This is a genomic window from Peribacillus tepidiphilus, from assembly GCF_009466385.1.
GTDB lineage: Bacteria > Bacillota > Bacilli > Bacillales > DSM-1321 > Bacillus_BN > Bacillus_BN tepidiphilus.
The window spans coordinates 74796-95173 of record NZ_WIAQ01000001.1 but is presented as its reverse complement, the minus strand read 5'-3'; the positions used below and the strand labels follow the sequence as shown (position 1 = coordinate 95173).

The following is a 20378-nucleotide window of genomic DNA, read 5'->3' as shown; positions in this document are numbered from 1 at the left end:
ATGAAAAAAATAAAAATCGTTGTAGCAGGTCCAAGAGGGAGAATGGGACAAGAAGCTGTATCTCTCGTACATAACACAGAGCATTTTGAATTGGTAGGCGTGTTAGACCGTAAAAATAACGGAGGCAATCTTTCGGAATTGGACGGTTTTAACGGAATCTCTGCTCCCATTTATTCAGACATAGAGGAATGTTTGCATGAATTACGTCCGGACGTATTAATTGATTTAACGACTCCGGAAGTGGGGATGAAACACGCTGTTACTGCTCTAAAATCCGGAGTTAGACCTGTAGTTGGAACGACGGGGTTTTCAAAAGAAGATTTAGAAGAGCTTAACAGATTATGCCAAGAAAAAGAGCTTGGCTGCATCATAGCTCCAAATTTTGCTGTTGGGGCTATTCTCATGATGAAATTCTCTCAAATGGCAGCAAAGTATTTTTCGGATGTAGAGATTATTGAGCTACATCATGATAAGAAGCTAGACGCTCCATCTGGGACAGCTGTTAAAACGGCGGATATGATCGCTCAGGTGAGACAAGAAAAACAGCAAGGTCATCCGAACGAAAAAGAAACACATAGTGGGGCTAGAGGAGCCAATATTGAAGGGATGCGCATCCACAGTGTTCGTCTACCGGGCTTAATTGCTCACCAGCAAGTCATATTTGGTGCAGAAGGACAGACGCTAACCATTCGTCATGACTCCTATAATCGCGCCTCCTTTATGTCTGGCGTGAAAATGGCTGTTGAAAATGTAATGAAGCTTGACGTATTAGTGTATGGTCTAGAAAACATCCTCGATTAAAGGAGAGGCCAATATGAATATCGCATTAATTGCACATGATCGTATGAAAGAAGATTTAATCACATTTGTTACAGCTTATCGAAACATTTTTGCAGAACACACGTTATTCGCTACTGGTACAACAGGATTAAAAATCCATGAGGCGACAAAGCTGAAAATTCATCGTTTTCAATCAGGTCCCCTTGGAGGGGATCAGGAAATTGGAGCGTTGGTTGCCAGAAATGAAATGGATATGGTGTTTTTCTTCCGTGATCCTCTAACCGCTCAACCTCACGAGCCTGATATCACAGCTCTCGTTCGTTTGTGTGATGTGTATGCTGTTCCGCTAGCTACCAATATGGGTACAGCTGAAATGCTTATACACGGTCTGAAAAGAGGAGACCTTAACTGGAGAAATATTATTAGAAGAAAAAACGGAGAAAAAAATGAGTAATAGAGTAGATATCCTTGCCTTTGGTGCCCATGCCGATGACGTTGAAATTGGCATGGCAGGCACAATCGCAAAATATGCCAAACAAGGTAAAAGAATTGTGATCTGCGACTTGACCCAGGCTGAAATGTCCTCAAACGGTACAGTTGAAAACCGCAAAATAGAGGCAAAGATAGCGGGAGATATTTTAGGTATTGAGGAAAGGGTTTGTTTAGATTTACCAGATCGTGGACTTTTTATGAAAGAAGAATACATTGCTAAAATAACGTCGATAATCCGTAAATACAAACCTACTTTAATTTTCGTGCCCTATTTTGAGGACCGTCATCCAGATCACGGGAATTGTGCACGTTTAGTTGAAGAGGCTGCCTTTTCCGCTGCAGTCAGAAAATATCAAGATCCGGAAAACCTACCGCCTCACCGGATCAAGAATTTGTTCTTTTATATGATAAACGGCTTTCACAAGCCTCATTTCTTAATCGACATTTCGGAAGAGATGGAATCAAAGCTCGAAAGTTTAAGAGCTTATAAAAGCCAATTCGAAAGAAACGAAACAACCTATGAGACACCGTTAGTTAATGGTTATATAGAAAGTGTAGAAGCAAGAGAAAGGTTGTTCGGAAAAGAAGCTGGCGTGAAATACGCGGAAGGTTTTTTAAGTAAAAAACCACTTGTGCTTACACATGATTTGTTAGGTGAAACATTATGAAGCTAAAAATTGGAATAACTTGCTACCCGACAGTAGGCGGTTCGGGGGTTGTGGCAACGGAACTTGGTAAGCTGCTAGCTGAAAAAGGGCATGAAATACATTTTATTTCATCAAGCATGCCATTTCGACTAAAAAAAATGTATCCAAATATCTTTTATCACCAAGTAGAGGTCAATCAATATTCCGTTTTTCAATATCCGCCATATGACTTAGCACTGGCAAGTAAAATGGCAGAAGTAGCGAAACGGGAACAGCTTGATATCCTTCATGTACATTACGCCATTCCTCATGCCGTTTGCGCCATCCTGGCAAAGCAAATGATCGGCAACAATGTAAAAATTGTGACCACGCTTCATGGAACGGATATAACGGTTTTAGGCTATGATCCTTCATTAACTGAGCTAATAAAATTCGGGATCGAAAAATCAGATGGTGTAACGGCTGTATCCAAATCGTTAGTAAAACAAACAGAACAATTGATTGCACCCGATAAAGAAATTAAAACGGTCTACAATTTCATTGATGAAAACATCTATAAAAAGATCGATTCACACCATTTAAAAGAAGAGTTTGGGATTAAAAATGATGAAAAAGTCATCATCCACGTATCCAATTTTAGGGCTGTCAAAAGGGTAAGGGATGTAGTGTCTGCATTCGCCCATATACATAAAAAAGTTCCCTCTAAGCTGTTGCTTGTTGGAGATGGACCAGAGATAATAGTTGTTTGCAAGCTTGTGAGAGAGCTAGGATTAGATCAGCACGTATTATTGTTAGGGAAGCAGGATAATCTGGAAGAATTGTATTCGATAAGCGATCTAATGCTTCTCTTGTCTGAAAAAGAGAGTTTCGGATTAGTTTTGCTGGAGGCAATGGCTTGTGGTGTACCTTGCATTGGTACCAATATCGGAGGGATTCCTGAAGTAATAGAAGATGGTGTTACAGGGTATTTATGCGAATTGGGTGATATTCAAGATATTAGTCAAAAATCTATTGCCCTGTTGAGCGATCCAGTACTGCATCAATCCTTTTCAGACGCGGCCGTTCGTACTGTTCAATCAAAATTTAAATCAAGTACAATAATCTCTCAATATGAAGAAATTTACTATGATGTAATGAATCCTCGAAAGGGTTACGAATCGTGATGGATCAAAAATTTATGCAGGCTTATCCAGTAATGAAAAAAATAGAGGATGCTGGCTATGAAGCATTTTTCGTTGGAGGTTCTGTGAGGGACTATATCCTTGGCAAGCCCATCCATGACATTGATATTGCCACTTCAGCCACTCCCGATGAAATCAAGAGGATCTTTCCTAAAACAGTGGATGTAGGGATTGAACATGGGACAGTTTTAGTCATTCATGAAGGAGAAGGCTATGAAATCACGACATATCGTGCCGAAGGTGAATATGAGGATTATCGCCATCCAAAAAAAGTAGAATTCATTAGGTCTCTAGAGGAAGATTTAAAAAGAAGAGATTTTACCATCAATGCAATCGCTATGAATAAAGATGGGAAAGTAATCGATCCTTTTGGAGGGAAGCGTTCTTTATCGGAAAAAAAGATCAAGACTGTCGGAAATCCTGATGAAAGATTCAACGAGGATGCTCTGAGGATGATGAGAGCCATCCGCTTTGTAAGCCAGCTAGGGTTTACAATAGATCATGAAACGTTTCAATCATTAAAGAAAAATGCACACCTTCTCTCTTATATCGCAGTGGAAAGAATCAGGTCTGAATTTGAAAAGCTGCTTCTGGGGAACGAAGCTACTAATGCTCTGAAATTAGCAATTGAGGGAAGATTACATGAATATTTGCCAGGATTAAAAAACCTGGATGCTGCGCTGCTTGAGTTTTCAAATGATCCTTTTTCTAGACTACAAGGCGTTGAGGAAAGATGGGCATTGCTGCTTTATGTGCTGTCTGTAACACAAACCAATGATTTTCTAAGAAAATGGAAGCTTCCCGTTAAGAAAATGAAGGAAATCCATTTGATTTTAGAAGGAGTTAGAAAAAGAGAGAATGAAATATTGACAAGGTATTCTCTCTTTGAACAAGGTTTAACAAGGGCACAACGGATTGAAAGACTTTACTGCGTATTGAAAAATAAAGAGCTTGAGTCTTCTTTAGATGTATTACAAAAAATGTGGAACGGTCTTTCCATTCATACGATCAAGGAGCTCGCAGTATCTGGAAAAGACTTGATGGATTGGACAAAGAAAAAAGGCGGTCCTTGGGTGAAGGAAGAATTAAACTTCATATTGGACGGTGTTTTAGAAGGTCAAGTTGAAAACAGTTTGAGCGATATTAAGCGGTGGTGGGAAAATTGCAAACGGATGTAAGAAAAAAAATGCTGGAGCTTTTTTCGAAACATAAGGGAGAGTTTATTTCAGGACAAGAGATGGCAGATTATATTGGCTGTTCAAGAACAGCTGTATGGAAGCACATTGAAGAGCTGAGAAAAGAAGGCTTTGAACTGGAGGCTGTCAGGAAAAAGGGGTATCGGATCAACAAAGCTCCTGAGAGAGTGACAGAAAATGAAATTCGTTTAGGATTAAAAACCAAAACGCTTGGCAGAGAAATTTATTATTACGAAAGCTTGGATTCGACGCAAAAAATTGCTCACTCTTTAGCAAACGAAGGAGCTCCTGAAGGTACCATCGTTATAGCGGACGAACAAACGATGGGGAAGGGTCGAATGTCAAGAATCTGGCATTCTCCAAAGTATACGGGCATTTGGATGAGTATCATACTAAAGCCTAATATCCCGATTCATAAAGCTCCTCAGCTTACCCTATTGGCAGCTGTTGCTGTTGTCCAAGCCATGGAGGACACGACAAATGTAACACCGCAAATCAAATGGCCGAATGATGTTCTCATCAACGGTAAGAAAGTAACAGGTATTTTGACCGAGCTTCAAGCCGAAGCTGACAGGATCCATTCCGTCATTATTGGAATGGGAATCAACGTCAACCAGTCAAAAGAGGATTTTCCAGAAGAACTTCAACAAAAAGCTACGTCATTGATGATCGAGACCGGTGAAAAACAGGTACGCTCTTCTTTTGTACAGACATTACTGCTCAAGCTTGAAACCTTATATGAAATGTATTTACAAAAAGGATTCGCACCGATTAAGCTGCTTTGGGAAAGCTACGCGATCTCGATCGGCAAGGAGATTACTGCCACTACCTTGCAAAGTGTGATTAGAGGACAAGCATTAGGGATTACGGATGAAGGAGTTTTGTTAGTGAAAGATCGAGAAGGCATCGTTCATTCCATCTATTCTGCGGACATTGATATTTTGTAGAATCCGAGTGCTTGTCAACAGTCAGATTTTTAAGATAGTATTCATAATTTGAATGTTGTATAATAACCTTGGGTAGTATCTTTCGGGAACTGCACCGTTACTTACGAACGCTAAAAAATAGTTCTGCCTAGATCCATAAATTTGGACCGGGACAGAGGGATGAAACTTATGACATCATTAGGATCCTTCTGCCTTTAGAAGGATCCTTTTTGTATGTTTCCATCAATACGAAAGAACCGTTTCGTCTCCTCTGCAAAAAAGGAGGAAGAATAGATGAAGCTTTCTAGTCAATTTTTAAAAATGAAAGAGCAAGGCGAAAAAATTGTGATGCTGACGGCATATGATTATCCATCTGCGAAGCTAGCGGAAGCAGCAGGGGTAGATATGATTCTTGTCGGCGATTCTTTAGGAATGGTTGTACTCGGATATGCATCAACGATCCCAGTCACAATCGAAGATATGATTCACCATACAAAGGCTGTTAAAAGAGGAGCCAAAAACACGTTTGTCGTGACAGATATGCCGTTCATGTCTTATCACTTGTCTGTGGATGAAACGTTGAAAAATGCAGCCAGACTGATTCAAGAAGGCGGAGCAGACGCTGTTAAAGTCGAAGGGGCTGATGAGGTATTATATAGAATTTCTGCCATGACAAAGGCTGGAATCCCTGTTGTTGCTCATTTGGGACTGACCCCGCAATCCGTTGGAGTACTTGGCGGCTATAAGGTACAAGGTAAGAATGCAGAAGCGGCAAAACAATTGCTAGAGGATGCCAAAAAATGCGAAGAAGCCGGAGCGCTTGCTCTTGTATTAGAATGCGTACCTTATCAAGTAGCCCAAATGGTAACAGAAGAACTCTCGATTCCAACGATTGGAATTGGGGCCGGAAAAGAAACAGACGGACAGGTCCTTGTATTCCATGATGTCGTGAATTACGGAGTAGACCGTGTTCCAAAATTTGTGAAAAAATATGGGAACGTCAACGATGAAATTTACAAGGCTCTTACGGAGTATGTGAGTGAAGTGAAACAGCTTCAATTCCCAGAAGAGAAACATACATTCACCATGAATGAACAGGAGATTTCAGTATTATACGGAGGAAAAAAATGAACATTATTACCTCAGCCAAAGAAATGCAAAGTCTAGTTAGCGAGATAAGAACCAGTGGGAAATCTATTGGATTTGTTCCCACGATGGGCTATTTACATGAAGGACATCAAAAGCTTTTAAACGAAGCGAGATCACATCATGATATTGTTGTATTAAGTATTTTTGTGAATCCGTTACAATTTGGACCCAATGAAGATTTCGACCGTTATCCAAGAGATATTGAACGAGATGAAAAAATTGCGAAAGAAGCTGGGGTCGATTACATTTTTTATCCAACAGTTCAGGAAATGTATCCGAATGACATGTCGGTAAAAGTGATGGTAACTGACCGTACTGATGTTTTATGCGGTAAATCAAGACCAGGTCATTTTGATGGAGTAGCAACCGTATTAACAAAGCTCTTTCACATCGTAATGCCACATAAAGCTTATTTCGGCCTGAAGGATGCCCAGCAAGTAGCCGTTGTTGAAGGGCTGGTAAGGGATTTCAATTTTCCGCTGGAGATTGTCCCTGTTGAAACTGTACGGGAAGAAGATGGATTAGCGAAAAGCTCAAGAAACGTATATTTATCTGAAAAAGAGCGTTTTGAAGCGAAGGAGCTGTACCAAAGCTTACTTAAAGGAAAAGAGCTTATTGAAAACGGTGAGCATAATCCAGCAAAAGTGATGGAAGCTGTTCGAAAGCACATACAAGAACATACTTCAGGGGAAATCGATTATGTTGAAATCTATTCTTACCCAGAATTGAAAAAACTCGAAGAACTGAAAGGAAAAATCATTCTTGCCATTGCGGTGAAATTCACAAAAGCTAGATTAATAGACAATGTAATCATCAACGTATAACCACGCTGCATTTCTGAAACAAAGTGTGCAAATAGTTGATCAGTCATTAGGAGGAATGGATCATGTTTAGAACGATGATGAACGGAAAAATACATCGTGCTCGTGTAACAGAAGCAAATTTAAATTATGTTGGCAGCGTTACGATTGACCAGGATATTTTAGATGCTGTCGGTATGCTGCCCAATGAAAAAGTAACGATTGTTAACAATAATAATGGTGCTCGATTTGAAACGTATATTATCCCAGGGGAAAGAGGAAGTGGCGTAATATGTTTAAATGGCGCTGCTGCCAGACTTGTTCAACCGGATGATATCGTAATCATCATATCCTATGTTCTTGTTCCAGAGGAAAAAGCAAAGGATCACAAGCCAAAAGTGGCGATTATGGATGAAAACAACAAAATCAAGGAAATGCTTTCGTATGAACCGGAAGCTACTGTGATGATGTAAAACAGTTAAGCAGTACCTAATTTCCCTTCATAAAGGCTAAAATAGGGAGACTAGGTACTTTTTTATTCCTTAGCTAAGCGGGCGCTTTCCGCATTTCTATTGTCCAGCTCCAAGCGCCAGCTCTTCGGGTAAAATAACCTTCCCCCTGCGAAGTCTTTGGACTTCTTCGGGTGAAGAACATTGCTTCGACAGGATGTCGTGATGTCGACGTTTGCCACAGGACGTGGCAGCTTTTAGTCGACGTTCATTTAACAAGAGCTAAGCGGGCGCTTTCCGCATTTCTATTTTATTTCCGAATTGAAATACTATAGAATAGATGAGTAGCAATTTAGAGTTAGAGGTGTACAGAATGGCGCAACGATACGTAGTGGTTGATTTGGAAACGACAGGAAATTCTCCTAAAAAAGGAGATCGGATCATACAATTTGCTGCCGTGGTAGTCGAAGAAGGTAAGATTACAGAGGAGTTTTCCACTTTTATTAATCCTGGTATTCCAATTCCTCATTTTATCGAAGAGCTTACTGGCATTCATGATGAAATGGTAAAAGATGCTCCTACATTTCAAGAGGTAGCAGATCAAATATCTTCCCTGCTCCAAGATGCATGCTTTGTTGCGCATAATGTACTGTTCGATTTGTCTTTTTTACAAGAAGAATTAAAAAATTGTGGAGCGGAAGGCTTTTACGGACCAACAATTGATACTGTCGAATTAGCTAGAATCATCAGGCCGACAGCTGATAGCTATAAGTTATCCCTTTTATCGAAGGCAGAAGGGCTTTATCATGACAGACCACATCGAGCAGATAGTGATGCTTATGTGACGGCGATGCTTTTTATAAAATTAACCGAAGATTTGAAAAGGCTGCCTCTTGTAACCGTCAAACAATTATATCGCTTATCTTTGTCTCTCAAAAGTGAGATTTCTGAGCTTTTACTGGATCTATTAACTGAGAGAATCCAAAGAGACATTCCATATCGGGAAGATATAGAAGTGTTTCGGGGAATCGCCTTGAAAAAGCTTTCTCAACCTGTTCAGATTATGGAAGAGCCGATTGCTTATCCTGTTTCAAAAGAAGAAAAGATTAGACTGTTACAAAAAGCTTTCTCAAGTGTGGAATACAGACCGGGGCAGCTCAACATGATGGATGATGTATATGAAGCCTTCAGTACAAGTAAAACAGCCCTGATTGAAGCAGGAACTGGGTTAGGAAAAACATTGGCCTATTTAATCCCGGCGGCATATTTTTCTAAGCTGACAAATAAAAAGGTTGTAATCAGTACATACACACTACAGCTTCAAAATCAGCTATTACATGCCGAGATTCCAAAGCTGAGAGAAATGCTCCCCTTTAGCATCGATGTTTCAGTTTTAAAAGGAAAAACGAATTATTTAAGCCTTGCCAAATTTGAAAGGTCTCTTCGTTCAAAAGAGGATCATTACGATTCTGCTCTTGCCAAAATGCAAATTTTAGTTTGGTTAACCTTTACTGAAACGGGGGATAAGGATGAATTAAATCTGTCCAGTGGGGGAGAGCTATATTGGGAAAAGCTTCAAAGCGATGATTATATTATTCCAGAGCTTCAAAAACCTTGGTTAGAAAAGGATTTTTTCCTATTGGCTAAAAGACGGATCCAATATTCCAATCTGATCATCACAAACCATTCCTATTTATTGAATGATTGGCTTAGCGGGGACGATCCATTGTTAGAAGATGGTTATATTGTGATCGACGAAGCACATCAGCTAGAGTATTCGGCTTTGAAATTTTTAGGCAATACGATTGAGTATGACTATGTAAAAATGATGTTGAATACCTGGGGTGAATACGACCAAAAGCAACTATCCTATAAAGTCCGGAAAATGCTTAAGAATTTAGGTGAAAATGAGCAAGCCGCCAAAGATATTGATGGATTGATCGAAGACTTAGGTTTTGAGTTAGATCAATTGTTTGTCGTGATCTCACAACTAGCTTATAAGCACATGAAAGGGGAAGCAACTACTAAATCTTCTTTTGAAATAGACAAACTTCAATGGAGTAAAAGAGAAGAAAGTGCTGTCGTAGTAGGGGCTGAGAGGGTCGTTCATATTCTTTCATTGCTTACGAAATCTATCAGTAGCCTAATTGATAAAATAATGGATAAAAAAGAAGAGCTTACAAAAAACGTCCTTCTGACATTAAGTGAAATGAATATGCTCGGAGGATATCTTTCTTCTATAAAAAGTCAAATCTCTGATTTTTTCCTTAATCGGAAAAAGTCAAGGATTTATTGGATTGAATATAACAAGAACAGCTCCCATCATGGCATTAGCTTATTTTCACAGCCTATTTATGCAGGCTCTCAATTACATGAGAGGTTTTTTAAACATCAGAATAGTGTGGTTTTGACTTCATCAACATTAACCGTTAAAGGCTCCTTTACTTTTGTAAAAGACTTATTAGGCGTTAACGACGATCAAATAAAGACCACGAACTATCCATCACCATTTTCCTACAAAAATCAGGTGAAAATGTTAATTCCATCAGAAATTCCTGAAATAAACTCTGTTTCTTTGGAAAAGTTTGTAAAAGTTATGGGAATGCACATTTCTACTGCTGTAAGATCGTCTCATGGAAAAGCTCTTATCCTGTTCAATTCATATGAAATGTTGAGAGCCACTTATTCAGTCATAAAAGAAAAAGATGACCTGTCTGATTTTTCTATTCTGGCTCAAGGTGTAACAGGCGGTAGTCGTGCGAAGCTCATAAGAAGGTTTCAAAGCTATGAGAAATCCATACTATTAGGTACCTCTTCTTTTTGGGAGGGAATCGATTTACCAGGTGAGCAGCTTTCATTATTAATTATTGTAAGATTACCGTTTTCCTCACCTTCTGAACCGATTACGGAAGCAAGATGCAGGAATCTAAAAGAAAACGGTAAAAATCCATTTTCTACTTACTCACTTCCGGAAGCCATTATTCGTTTTAAGCAGGGATTTGGAAGACTTATTCGAAAGCAAGATGATAAAGGAATTGTTATTGTTATGGACAAGCGCATTATTACCACTTCATATGGCAAGGATTTTCTTAAATCCATTCCACCAATCGAAGTCGAGCTTGTTTCGTTAGAAAGAATGAAGGAGCAAATCCAAAACTGGCTTTAAAACGAAATCCGTGATTTAGAATGGATGAAACATTTACATGAAATGACGGATCTGTACAGGAATCAACGTAAAGGTTACCAATAATAATGATGAAATAAGAACAAGACCAGATTTGCAAAATAACCATTAAAAAAAGCAGCTTTATTAGCTGCAAATGTGTGTGGGTTAGAAGGTAATTGTAGTTGAAACAGCAAGAATTTTTGACATTCACTTTTTGTTAAAAATTTAATCAAACATTATCCTTACAGCCATATACCTGTTATAATAGTATAGAGGTTTCTGTGTATTACTATTGTGTCCGTAGGTTGAATCATTATGATTAACAAATTCTTCTGAAAGCAGGAGGAAATCAATGGAAAGCAAGATTGAAGTTTTATCAACAGTAAAAATCCAAAATTCACCAGATTTATATAAAGTGGTGGATCTATTAAACCGAACTTTAAAGGATCGGGATTTAATGTTTGGGCTAGCCCTTGATCAGGAAAATAAAGAAAAAGCGATTTTCACGATTTATCGTACATAGAAAGTGTGAAGGATATTGAAAAAATGGGTCGTGATCATTTCGATTTTCATATGCTGTATGATTGGCTTTGTCATGAATAGCTACCTTCAAGGGATGCAAGAAAGAAAAGAATATTACAATTATGCAGCAAAAGTAGCCAAAAGAGCAGCAGATATTTCAACAGTTGAGGAATTTTATTTATATAATGGTCGTGAAACGTATTATGTGATTGTTGGAAAGACGAGCGATGGTGAAAAGAAAACCGTTTGGATACCAAAAGATCAAGAAAAAAAAATCATCCAAAAAAGCTATTCATTTGGTAAATCAAAAGAAGAAATCTTAAAAATGGTGCAAAATGAATTAAAGCCTTATGAAATCATTTCCATTAAGCCGGGAATGGAAAAAAACATTCCAATTTGGGAAGTAACCTATAAAGATCGAGACGGGAAATATAATTATTATTATTTTGATTATAAAACTGGGGAATGGCTAAAATTTTATAAAAGCATTTAGGAATAGGGGGAAAGTACATTGAAACTGGCAAAAAGAGTCATGTCGCTCACACCTTCATCAACATTGGCAATTACTGCAAAAGCAAAAGAACTTAAAGCACAAGGTCACGATGTAATCGGTCTTGGAGCAGGTGAGCCTGATTTTAATACACCTCAGCACATTATCGATGCTGCTACAAAATCCATGATGGAAGGTCATACGAAATATACGCCTTCTGCCGGATTACCGCAATTAAAGCAAGCGATTGTGCAAAAATTAAAACAAGATCAAGGCTTGGATTATAAACCATCACAGGTAATTGTTGCTTCAGGTGCCAAGCATGCTCTATATACATTGTTTCAAGCCATCTTGGATGAAGGGGACGAAGTCATGATCCCTATTCCTTATTGGGTAAGTTATCCAGAACAAGTAAAATTAGCAGGTGGAAATCCTGTTTATGTCGAAGGAAAAGAAGAAAATTCATTTAAAATCACACCAGAACAGCTGAAAGAGGCAATAACAGATCGTACAAAAGCTGTTATTATTAATTCTCCAAGCAATCCTACAGGCATGCTCTATTCAAAAGAGGAATTAGAAGCGATTGGAAATGTTTGCCTTGAAAGAGGTGTATTGATCGTTTCGGATGAAATTTATGAAAAACTAGTATATGGCCAAAACAAGCATGTATCCATTGCTGAAATTTCACCAGAGCTTAAAGAACAAACCATTATTATTAATGGGGTCTCAAAGTCTCATTCCATGACAGGATGGAGAATTGGCTATGCTGTAGGAAATGAGGAAATTATTAAAGCGATGACGAATCTTTCAAGCCACAGTACCTCGAACCCTACCACAATGGCACAATACGGAGCCATTGCTGCATACGAAGGACCACAAGATGCTGTTGAAGAAATGAGACAAGCATTTGAAGAAAGATTAAACATTATTTATGAAAAACTAACAGCCATTCCTGGTATTAGCTGTTTAAAGCCTCAAGGTGCATTTTACTTGTTCCCTAATGCAAAAGAGGCAGCAAAAATGACTGGATATAGCAATGTGGATGATTTTGCGACTGCTCTTCTAGAAGAGGCTATGGTTGCGGTCATTCCAGGTTCAGGTTTTGGTGCTCCAGATAATATCCGTCTATCCTATGCAACTTCTCTAGATCAGCTTGAAAAAGCAGTGGAACGCATCCATAGCTTTATTGAATCTAAAAGAAAATAAAGAATGAGAGCCTGGCATCCAATGGAATGCTTGGCTTTCTTTGCTCTTTAGGGAGAATAGAGAATCTTAGGAATCGGCTGTTTTCGTAAAGTTTGTTGCTTTTATAGAGCAAATTGGTTTACTAAAACGAATGTTTGCCATTTTTGATCACATTGCTTGAATGATTACCCATATGTATAATATAAGAGGTATTAGCTTGTATTTTTTTTGGAGGGAATGTAACGTTGAAAACAACAATTGCAGAAGTACATAAATATGTTGGCCAGCAAGTAACAATCGGCTGCTGGTTATCCAATAAACGCTCTAGTGGGAAGATTGCTTTCCTACAACTTCGTGATGGAACAGGCTTTATTCAAGGGGTTGTCGTAAAAGCCGAAGTAGATGAAGCTGTTTTTGCAAAAGCAAAATCCATCACGCAAGAATCTTCACTTTATGTGACAGGTACAGTGAGAGAGGATGAAAGATCTCCGTTCGGTTATGAATTAGCTGTCTCTAACATCGAAATCATCCATGAGTCTGTTGATTATCCAATCACACCGAAAGAGCACGGAACAGATTTCCTAATGGATCATCGTCATTTATGGCTTCGATCAAAGCGTCAGCATGCTGTGATGAAAATTCGGAATGAAATTATCCGGGCAACATATGAATTTTTCAACAACGAAGGCTTCGTAAAAGTTGATCCGCCGATTCTAACGGGCAGTGCACCTGAAGGAACGACAGAGCTTTTTGCAACGAAATATTTCGATGAGGATGCTTATCTTTCTCAAAGTGGACAGCTTTATATGGAAGCTGCTGCAATGGCACTTGGAAAAGTATTCTCCTTCGGACCGACATTCCGAGCTGAGAAATCGAAGACTCGTCGCCATTTAATTGAATTTTGGATGATCGAGCCAGAAATGGCATTCTATCAATTCGAAGATAACTTAATCGTTCAAGAAAACTATGTATCCTATATCGTTCAATCTGTATTGAAAAATTGCAAGCTCGAATTGAACACACTTGGACGAGATACATCTAAGCTGGAAAACATTAAAGCTCCTTTCCCACGAATTACGTATGACGAAGCGATCAAACTGTTGCATGAAAAAGGCTTTGATGATATCCAATGGGGCGATGACTTTGGTGCACCTCATGAGACAGCCATTGCGGAAAGCTTTGATAAGCCTGTATTTATTACACATTATCCAAAAACGATAAAGCCATTTTACATGCAGCCAGACCCTGAACGTGAGGAAGTCGTTTTATGTGCTGATTTAATTGCACCTGAAGGCTACGGAGAAATTATCGGTGGCTCAGAGCGTATTCATGATTACGAGCTTTTAAAACAGAACATTGAAGCTCACAATTTGGATTTGAACGCTTATAAGTGGTATTTAGAATTACGTCAATACGGTTCTGTTCCACATTCCGGTTTTGGATTGGGACTTGAAAGAACTGTTGCTTGGATTAGCGGAGTAGAACATGTTCGTGAAACCATTCCATTCCCACGTCTGTTAAACAGATTGTATCCTTAATCAGTAGCACGAGCTGATTCAACAATCTAATTGAAAAAAAATGAGAGCATGATTTTATAATGAACAAGGATGACTAATGCGTCATCCTTGTTTTTTTCCTCTACTGTAAAATCTTTTTGCCTCTTTTGGTTTCGTTTTCAACCCATTTTCATGCTATACTTTTATGTAAGAGGTGTCTTTTTATGACAATAAAACATTTGTTAGCTTGGCTACAAGAAGGAAACATTTCGATTCCTTCTTTTCTTTTGGAGCACTATGCCAAAATGGGGTTAACCGAGCAAGAAATGATGCTCCTAATCCATCTGCATCATTTTCAAAATAAAGGAAATGATTTTCCGACCCCTGATGAAATATCCGAAGTAATGACCCTATCCTCCTTGGATTGTCTTAATTTACTTAGAAAACTTATTCAAAAGGGGTATATCGAGATTATTGAAGAAATGAGTGAGAACTCCATACTTACTGAAAAATATTCGTTACTTCCGATGCAGGAAAAAATGGTTACTCACTTTTTAGCTCTTCAAAAAGCAACAGAAGCAAAAAATATAGAAAAGGAAGAAGAAAGCCTTTATTCAATTTTTGAAAAAGAATTCGGACGACCGCTTTCGCCTTTTGAATGTGAAACGCTTGGGATGTGGATGGACGAGCATGACAACCCCGCTCTAATAAAATCTGCTTTACGGGAAGCTGTCATATCAGGAAAGTTAAACTTCCGTTATATTGATCGCATCCTTTTTGAATGGAAGAAAAACGGAATTAAAACCGAAGCACAGGCCAAGGAGTATGCTCAAAAATTTAGAGCCTATCAAAAAAGGGAACGAAAATGGATGGAACAACCAGAACAGAAGGAGTTTCCTTTTTACAATTGGCTAGAAAACTAAAAATAGAGGGAAAATGATGTTAAACAAAGCACAGATCCGTTATTGTCTTGACGAGATGGCAAAAATGTTTCCAGATGCACATTGTGAATTGAATCATTCAAATCCGTTTGAGTTAGTCATTGCGGTAGCTTTGTCTGCCCAATGCACAGATGCACTTGTTAATAAGGTAACGAAAAATCTTTTTCAAAAGTATAAAACGCCGGAAGATTATTTAAGAGTGCCGTTAGAAGAATTACAGGAAGATATTCGTTCAATTGGGTTATATCGAAATAAGGCGAAGAACATTCAGAAGCTATGCGCCATGTTGATTGAAAAATACAACGGGGAAGTGCCAAGCGATCGCGATGAACTAATGAAGCTTCCGGGTGTCGGTCGAAAGACGGCAAATGTTGTTGTTTCAGTAGCGTTTGGTGTTCCTGCTATTGCTGTCGATACCCACGTTGAACGAGTTTCAAAAAGGCTTGGTATATGCAAATGGAAAGATAGCGTTTTAGAGGTAGAAAAGACCCTTATGCAAAAGGTTCCGAAAGAGGAGTGGTCAATCACTCATCACAGAATGATCTTTTTTGGACGCTATCATTGTAAAGCGCAAAATCCTCAATGTGAAGTTTGCCCCTTACAGCATCTTTGTCGTGAGGGAAAAAAGAGGTTAAAAGGAAAAAGGAAGCATGGAGAATAAAGTGTCTATTACCATACCAGAAAATATGGAAAATCTATTGTTTTATGGACAGAATACCACTGTGGAGCTTAATGCTTCTCGCTATCATGATTGGAACGATGAGGTCCAGTACAGTAAATTTCCATACGAATTATTATTTTATTCAAATATTGATGCTTACAGGCCATGGCTTCAAGATGAAATAATTCCTAGGATCTTTAAAGAATGGGAAGTAATAAAAAGCCGATTGGAAGGATTCTTTTCAGAACGTAAAAAAGATCAATCAAAAGAGCTGATGGTGCAAGGAATTGCACAATGCTTATGCGCTATGTTTTGGCAAAACCAACAACCAGTTGAACTTAAAGACTGGGAATCTGTTTCTGAATCTTTTACCTATAAACCGGTAAATTGGCAAGAGCGGATGAATTTTATTATGACAAGACCAAATCTGTATCACTCATTTATTCAGCTTAATGAATTAATGGAAGAGCTTAAGAAAATCTATTATAAACAACAAGCCTTAAAAAAGCGGAAGTAGTGTACGAAAGCAAAGGGAAATCGTCAAGTTCACTGGAATACCGTCTTCGAAGAAAAGAAAGCGAAGGCAAAAACAGCCCTTGAATGTGAAGAGAAAGCCGCAATCTACGCTCGGCGCAAAGTCGAAGTAGAAAGTGTGTTCTGTCACATCAAGGCCAATCGGTCGTTTCGCAGATTTTCTTTGCGGGGTCTCGACAAGCTGTATATTGAGTTTGGGATTTTGGCATTAGCCCACAACATACTGAAAGTAGCAGGCATCCGCCAGCACTTTCAAAGAAAAATCCAAATAACACAAAAGCAAGTGGAGAAAAACGGATCGTTTTTCTCCACTTGCTTCATTTTAGGGACTTTTTAGACAACCCCTTTGTGCTATTATTGATTATTTTCACTGGAAATGGTGGTGTTTTTGTGTAGATTTTGATTTGGTTGTACGCTCACGTTTCCATTTATGTTGTTACCTTCGTTTCTGGTACCGCCGTGAATTTCCGTTCCTTGAGTTTTTCCGTTTCTTGGAGTCTTACCAGTACCATCATTTTCGTTTCCGGGCGGGGTAGTACCTGGGATGTTTAAATCGTCTGGAACGTCTTCACCATCATCTACATCCTCACCTTCACCATTTCCAACACCTTCATCAATCTCATCACCTTGACCATTGCTTTCATCTTCCTCTATCTGATCCTCATTATCTGCCATTGGATCAGGGATTTGGATGCTGGTTGTAGCTGGCTCACTCTTTTGGTCATCTAAGGATGCGGTGATTGAGAACTTGTAGATGCCCCCACCAACTGGATTTTGGAGCTTTAGAGCTTTATCTTCTGTTACAGATAAGACTTGCTCTGGTCCTTCATCCAGGCTCACTTTTACTTCAAAAATAGGCTTTTTATCCTCCATTTCTGGATAATCCCATTCAAGGAGAATTTCGTTCGTCTTTTCATCATAAGTAGCTCTTACATTTTTTGGTGCCTCAAGCTTATCATATTTTTTAGAGACTTGGGTAGGCTCAGTACCCTTCACAAAATATTCATACACAATTTCACTTTCAGGAGTAAATTCACTAGCAAGTTTTGGAGGGTTGGTTCCTTTTTCAATGCCTACCTTTACAACGCTTGAAGGTTTTTTGAAATCCTTTGTTACTACATCCTCAGACAAATGAGACATTAAGTTTTTAAACAATTTCTTTGCGATATCATCAGATTCGGAATCTAAATAGTTTTTCTCATCGGCATATCCAGTCCAGATGCCGATTGTGAAGTTTGTTGTATAACCGGCAAACCATGCATCCTTCGTTGCTCCTTTTGGAATATCATGCTTTTGCCTATATTCTTCTGTATAGTTGGTTGTACCCGTTTTTCCGGCGACAGGTAATTGACTGATATTTGCAGCCCGGCCTGTTCCATAGCCTTCCTTAAGAACGCTTTTCAGCATATCTGTAATCATAAAGGCTGTATAATCCTTCATAGCAACTTCTGGCTCAGGCTTTGTTTTGATTTCCGTATTTTTATCTCGCAAGACAATTTTGGTTACAGCATGTGGTTTTATATAAATGCCATTATTTCCGAATGCGCTATACGCTCCTGCGAGTTGTAACGGAGAAATTCTTTCTCCACCGCCAATTGCATTCGCCTCAACCATATGTTCTTTTAATGGCATACCAAGTCTTAAACCAAATTCTCTGGATTTTTCAAGCCCTACAGCATGGAAGGCCTTAAGGGCAGGGATATTTAATGAACGCCCTAGCGCTTCACGGGCAGATATTTGTCCGTAATGCTTTTTGTTATAGTTATTAATCTTTGTACCATCTGAATACGTGTAAGGTTCATCGACAATTTGCTCGTAAGTGGACCATTTTAAATATTCGATGGCCGGACCATAATCGAGAATCGGCTTGATTGTCGAACCTGGCTGGCGTTTTAAATCAGTGGCAAAGTTGAAACCGCGCTTAACCTTTTGGTTTCTTCCGCCTCCAATTGCTAAAATCTCACCAGTTTTCGTGTCTAGTACCGTAATACCGGCCTGCATTTCATCGTCTGGATAATGAATCATTTCTTCTGTGTTTAAAAGATTATATACATATTCCTGAGCTTCTGGATCTAAAGTTGTATGAACTTCCAGCCCGTCTGTAAAAATATTATAGTCACCAAGCTGTTCTACTTCGTCAATCACTTGGTCAATAAATGCATCATAAGGCTTCGTATCTTTTTCTCTCTTTTCTTCAGACACAAGTGTTGATTGTACAGGAATCGCTTGAGCTGCCTTCATATCCTCCTTGCTGATAAAGCCATGCTTATTCATAAGCATAAGGACGATATCTCTTCTTTTCTTTGCTTTATCAGGATGTTCAAATGGATTATAGTTGTTCGGGCTTTGTGGAAGTCCTGCAAGCAAGGCTGCTTCATGTAGCTCTAATTCTTGCAGGTCCTTTCCAAAGTAAACCTTTGCTGCAGTAGCTACACCATATGCACCTTCTGAAAAGTATATTTTGTTCACATACATTTCAAAAATTTCTTCTTTTGTAAATCGCTGTTCGATTTGAAAAGCAAGCCATAATTCTTGTACTTTTCTTTTTAACGTTTTTTCAGGGGTCAAGAAAGAGCGTTTTACAAGCTGCTGAGTAATCGTACTAGCCCCTTGAGAACCAAAACCTTGCGTAAAGTTAGCCACAACAGCACTACCAAGTCGAAAAACGTCCACACCGTGGTGCTTATAAAAGCGGACATCCTCAGTTGCTAAAAATGCCTCTTCGACAACCTTTGGAATTTCTTCAAACGGAACAAATTCTCGATTTTCTTTTCCAAGCTCAACTACCACATCTCCATTACGGTCTTTTACTACTGTGGACAATGGGTCTTTTAATGCACCTTCATCAATTTTTGGAGCAGTGCTTATAAAATAAGCAAAAGTAGCAGCTCCACTAACCATGCCAATTATACAAATAACAAGTAAGGTTAATAATAATTTTTTGAAAAGTCCTTTAGGCTTTTTCTTGCTTGTTTTTTTAGCCTGACTTAATCTTCTTTTTTCTGTTCTCGTTTTATAATTCTCAGACATAGATGAACCTGCCTTTCGTTATAAACTTTCCTCTATTAGCTGATCAACAGCCTTTAAATAATCAATTCTCGGTTGAAAACCGATTGGAATGGATATACAAAGAGATTTAATTTCTTCCTTTGTAATTGATTTTCTCCCACCAGAAAGCATTCGATTCCAAAAGGTGATTAAATCGGCTGCTCTCATGAGGTAAATTTCGTCCTCTTTAGAAAACCTAAGCAGAACAAAAGCAATTCCATTGTGGTTCAACACATTTTTCATATGCTCAATTTGATGCTCATGAAAATTTTTCAAAGGAAATGATGTGGAATTTTGTGTTTCCTTTGCTTCAAAGTCTAAATATTTACCTTTATAAACACCATTATAATCCGTTGTTGAAGCTTGCTTAAAATAAGCTTCCTTAATGACGGCTGCGCTTCTCTTTGGATAATGGACATCAACAATTTGAACAGGTGTCGGCTTTTTGTGTATAACCGCGAGACCATGTGTCAAATAATATTGGTTCGTTTCGTTTAGATCCTCCTCAAAGGTCATCCCCCGATTTGAATAGCTGATTTTTTTTGTTTGTTTTTCAGATGAAGGTGTAGTGTTTGAAACAAATTTTCTTCCATTCGGGTAGTTAATAATCAAATTCATACCTCCTTCACCACTCATATATCTTATCAGAAAAGCGTCGAAAATGTAGTATAAAACTTTTCAAAACGATGAACCATAGGAATGTTAGATTATTTTT

At 38.6% G+C, this 20378-nt stretch carries 19 protein-coding genes and 1 pseudogene; 18 read left to right on the top strand and 2 right to left on the bottom strand.

Annotation, left to right across the window (positions count from 1 at the left end; translation table 11 throughout):
• The 18 genes and pseudogenes from dapB to GD441_RS00405 all read left to right on the top strand — a co-directional run.
• On the top strand, window positions 1–801 hold the full coding sequence (gene dapB, locus GD441_RS00490; RefSeq protein ID WP_153122574.1) for a 4-hydroxy-tetrahydrodipicolinate reductase: 801 nt from the start codon (window positions 1–3) through the stop codon (window positions 799–801).
• Between the two features lie 13 nt (window positions 802–814).
• Window positions 815–1234, top strand: coding sequence for a methylglyoxal synthase (gene mgsA / locus GD441_RS00485; RefSeq protein WP_153122572.1), 420 nt, complete (start codon window positions 815–817; stop codon window positions 1232–1234).
• Window positions 1227–1940 carry a bacillithiol biosynthesis deacetylase BshB1 gene (gene bshB1 / locus GD441_RS00480; protein WP_153122570.1) on the top strand — a complete coding sequence of 238 codons (714 nt, stop codon included), beginning with the start codon at window positions 1227–1229 and terminating at the stop codon, window positions 1938–1940. The genes mgsA and bshB1 overlap by 8 nt, the downstream gene beginning before the upstream one ends.
• Entirely contained in the window at window positions 1937–3082 is a 1146-nt protein-coding gene (gene bshA, locus GD441_RS00475; RefSeq protein WP_153122568.1) for an N-acetyl-alpha-D-glucosaminyl L-malate synthase BshA, read from the top strand. The genes bshB1 and bshA overlap by 4 nt, the downstream gene beginning before the upstream one ends.
• A complete protein-coding gene (locus tag GD441_RS00470; RefSeq protein WP_153122884.1) occupies window positions 3082–4278 on the top strand; it encodes a CCA tRNA nucleotidyltransferase in 1197 nt (398 codons plus the stop codon). Before bshA ends, GD441_RS00470 begins: the two co-directional genes overlap by 1 nt.
• On the top strand, window positions 4263–5243 hold the full coding sequence (locus GD441_RS00465; RefSeq protein WP_153122566.1) for a biotin--[acetyl-CoA-carboxylase] ligase: 981 nt from the start codon (window positions 4263–4265) through the stop codon (window positions 5241–5243). Before GD441_RS00470 ends, GD441_RS00465 begins: the two co-directional genes overlap by 16 nt.
• A gap of 273 nt (window positions 5244–5516) precedes the next feature.
• The gene (gene panB / locus GD441_RS00460; protein WP_153122564.1) at window positions 5517–6353 is read left to right on the top strand and encodes a 3-methyl-2-oxobutanoate hydroxymethyltransferase; all 837 of its coding nucleotides are present in this window, start codon (window positions 5517–5519) and stop codon (window positions 6351–6353) included.
• Window positions 6350–7195 carry a pantoate--beta-alanine ligase gene (gene panC, locus GD441_RS00455; RefSeq protein WP_153122562.1) on the top strand — a complete coding sequence of 282 codons (846 nt, stop codon included), beginning with the start codon at window positions 6350–6352 and terminating at the stop codon, window positions 7193–7195. Before panB ends, panC begins: the two co-directional genes overlap by 4 nt.
• A gap of 62 nt (window positions 7196–7257) precedes the next feature.
• Complete coding sequence (gene panD, locus GD441_RS00450; protein WP_153122560.1) at window positions 7258–7644, top strand: aspartate 1-decarboxylase; 387 nt, start codon at window positions 7258–7260, stop codon at window positions 7642–7644.
• A gap of 349 nt (window positions 7645–7993) precedes the next feature.
• Complete coding sequence (dinG, locus tag GD441_RS00445; RefSeq protein WP_191992057.1) at window positions 7994–10786, top strand: ATP-dependent DNA helicase DinG; 2793 nt, start codon at window positions 7994–7996, stop codon at window positions 10784–10786.
• 352 nt (window positions 10787–11138) lie between these two features.
• Entirely contained in the window at window positions 11139–11309 is a 171-nt protein-coding gene (locus GD441_RS00440) for a YpmA family protein (protein WP_153122556.1), read from the top strand.
• Between the two features lie 15 nt (window positions 11310–11324).
• Complete coding sequence (locus tag GD441_RS00435; RefSeq protein WP_153122554.1) at window positions 11325–11801, top strand: cell wall elongation regulator TseB-like domain-containing protein; 477 nt, start codon at window positions 11325–11327, stop codon at window positions 11799–11801.
• 18 nt (window positions 11802–11819) lie between these two features.
• Window positions 11820–13004 (top strand): pyridoxal phosphate-dependent aminotransferase, encoded by a 1185-nt coding sequence (locus GD441_RS00430; protein ID WP_153122552.1) that lies wholly within the window; start codon window positions 11820–11822, stop codon window positions 13002–13004.
• A gap of 224 nt (window positions 13005–13228) precedes the next feature.
• On the top strand, window positions 13229–14521 hold the full coding sequence (gene asnS / locus GD441_RS00425; RefSeq protein WP_153122550.1) for an asparagine--tRNA ligase: 1293 nt from the start codon (window positions 13229–13231) through the stop codon (window positions 14519–14521).
• Window positions 14522–14703: 182 nt separating this feature from the next.
• A complete protein-coding gene (locus GD441_RS00420) occupies window positions 14704–15402 on the top strand; it encodes a DnaD domain-containing protein (RefSeq protein WP_153122548.1) in 699 nt (232 codons plus the stop codon).
• A 16-nt stretch (window positions 15403–15418) separates the two neighbouring features.
• Complete coding sequence (gene nth / locus GD441_RS00415) at window positions 15419–16081, top strand: endonuclease III (protein ID WP_153122546.1); 663 nt, start codon at window positions 15419–15421, stop codon at window positions 16079–16081.
• Entirely contained in the window at window positions 16071–16598 is a 528-nt protein-coding gene (locus tag GD441_RS00410) for a YpoC family protein (protein ID WP_153122544.1), read from the top strand. Before nth ends, GD441_RS00410 begins: the two co-directional genes overlap by 11 nt.
• A 12-nt stretch (window positions 16599–16610) precedes the next feature.
• Window positions 16611–16952: pseudogene (locus GD441_RS00405) on the top strand (transposase); the annotation flags it as partial.
• 17 nt (window positions 16953–16969) lie between these two features.
• Here the strand turns inward: GD441_RS00405 and GD441_RS00400 are convergent.
• Complete coding sequence (locus GD441_RS00400; RefSeq protein WP_153122542.1) at window positions 16970–19645, bottom strand: transglycosylase domain-containing protein; 2676 nt, start codon at window positions 19643–19645, stop codon at window positions 16970–16972.
• 18 nt (window positions 19646–19663) lie between these two features.
• Window positions 19664–20275: a Holliday junction resolvase RecU gene (gene recU / locus GD441_RS00395; RefSeq protein ID WP_153122540.1), complete on the bottom strand. Its 612-nt coding sequence runs from the start codon at window positions 20273–20275 to the stop codon at window positions 19664–19666.
• Window positions 20276–20378 lie beyond the last annotated feature (103 nt).

Coding starts and splice junctions, on each gene's coding strand:
- dapB (WP_153122574.1), top strand. CDS start 1: ATGAAAAAAATAAAAATCGTTGTAGCAGGTCCAAGAGGGAGAATGGGA.
- mgsA (WP_153122572.1), top strand. CDS start 815: ATGAATATCGCATTAATTGCACATGATCGTATGAAAGAAGATTTAATC.
- bshB1 (WP_153122570.1), top strand. CDS start 1,227: ATGAGTAATAGAGTAGATATCCTTGCCTTTGGTGCCCATGCCGATGAC.
- bshA (WP_153122568.1), top strand. CDS start 1,937: ATGAAGCTAAAAATTGGAATAACTTGCTACCCGACAGTAGGCGGTTCG.
- GD441_RS00470 (WP_153122884.1), top strand. CDS start 3,082: ATGGATCAAAAATTTATGCAGGCTTATCCAGTAATGAAAAAAATAGAG.
- panB (WP_153122564.1), top strand. CDS start 5,517: ATGAAGCTTTCTAGTCAATTTTTAAAAATGAAAGAGCAAGGCGAAAAA.
- panC (WP_153122562.1), top strand. CDS start 6,350: ATGAACATTATTACCTCAGCCAAAGAAATGCAAAGTCTAGTTAGCGAG.
- panD (WP_153122560.1), top strand. CDS start 7,258: ATGTTTAGAACGATGATGAACGGAAAAATACATCGTGCTCGTGTAACA.
- dinG (WP_191992057.1), top strand. CDS start 7,994: ATGGCGCAACGATACGTAGTGGTTGATTTGGAAACGACAGGAAATTCT.
- GD441_RS00440 (WP_153122556.1), top strand. CDS start 11,139: ATGGAAAGCAAGATTGAAGTTTTATCAACAGTAAAAATCCAAAATTCA.
- GD441_RS00420 (WP_153122548.1), top strand. CDS start 14,704: ATGACAATAAAACATTTGTTAGCTTGGCTACAAGAAGGAAACATTTCG.
- nth (WP_153122546.1), top strand. CDS start 15,419: ATGTTAAACAAAGCACAGATCCGTTATTGTCTTGACGAGATGGCAAAA.
- GD441_RS00410 (WP_153122544.1), top strand. CDS start 16,071: ATGGAGAATAAAGTGTCTATTACCATACCAGAAAATATGGAAAATCTA.
- GD441_RS00400 (WP_153122542.1), bottom strand. CDS start 19,645: ATGTCTGAGAATTATAAAACGAGAACAGAAAAAAGAAGATTAAGTCAG.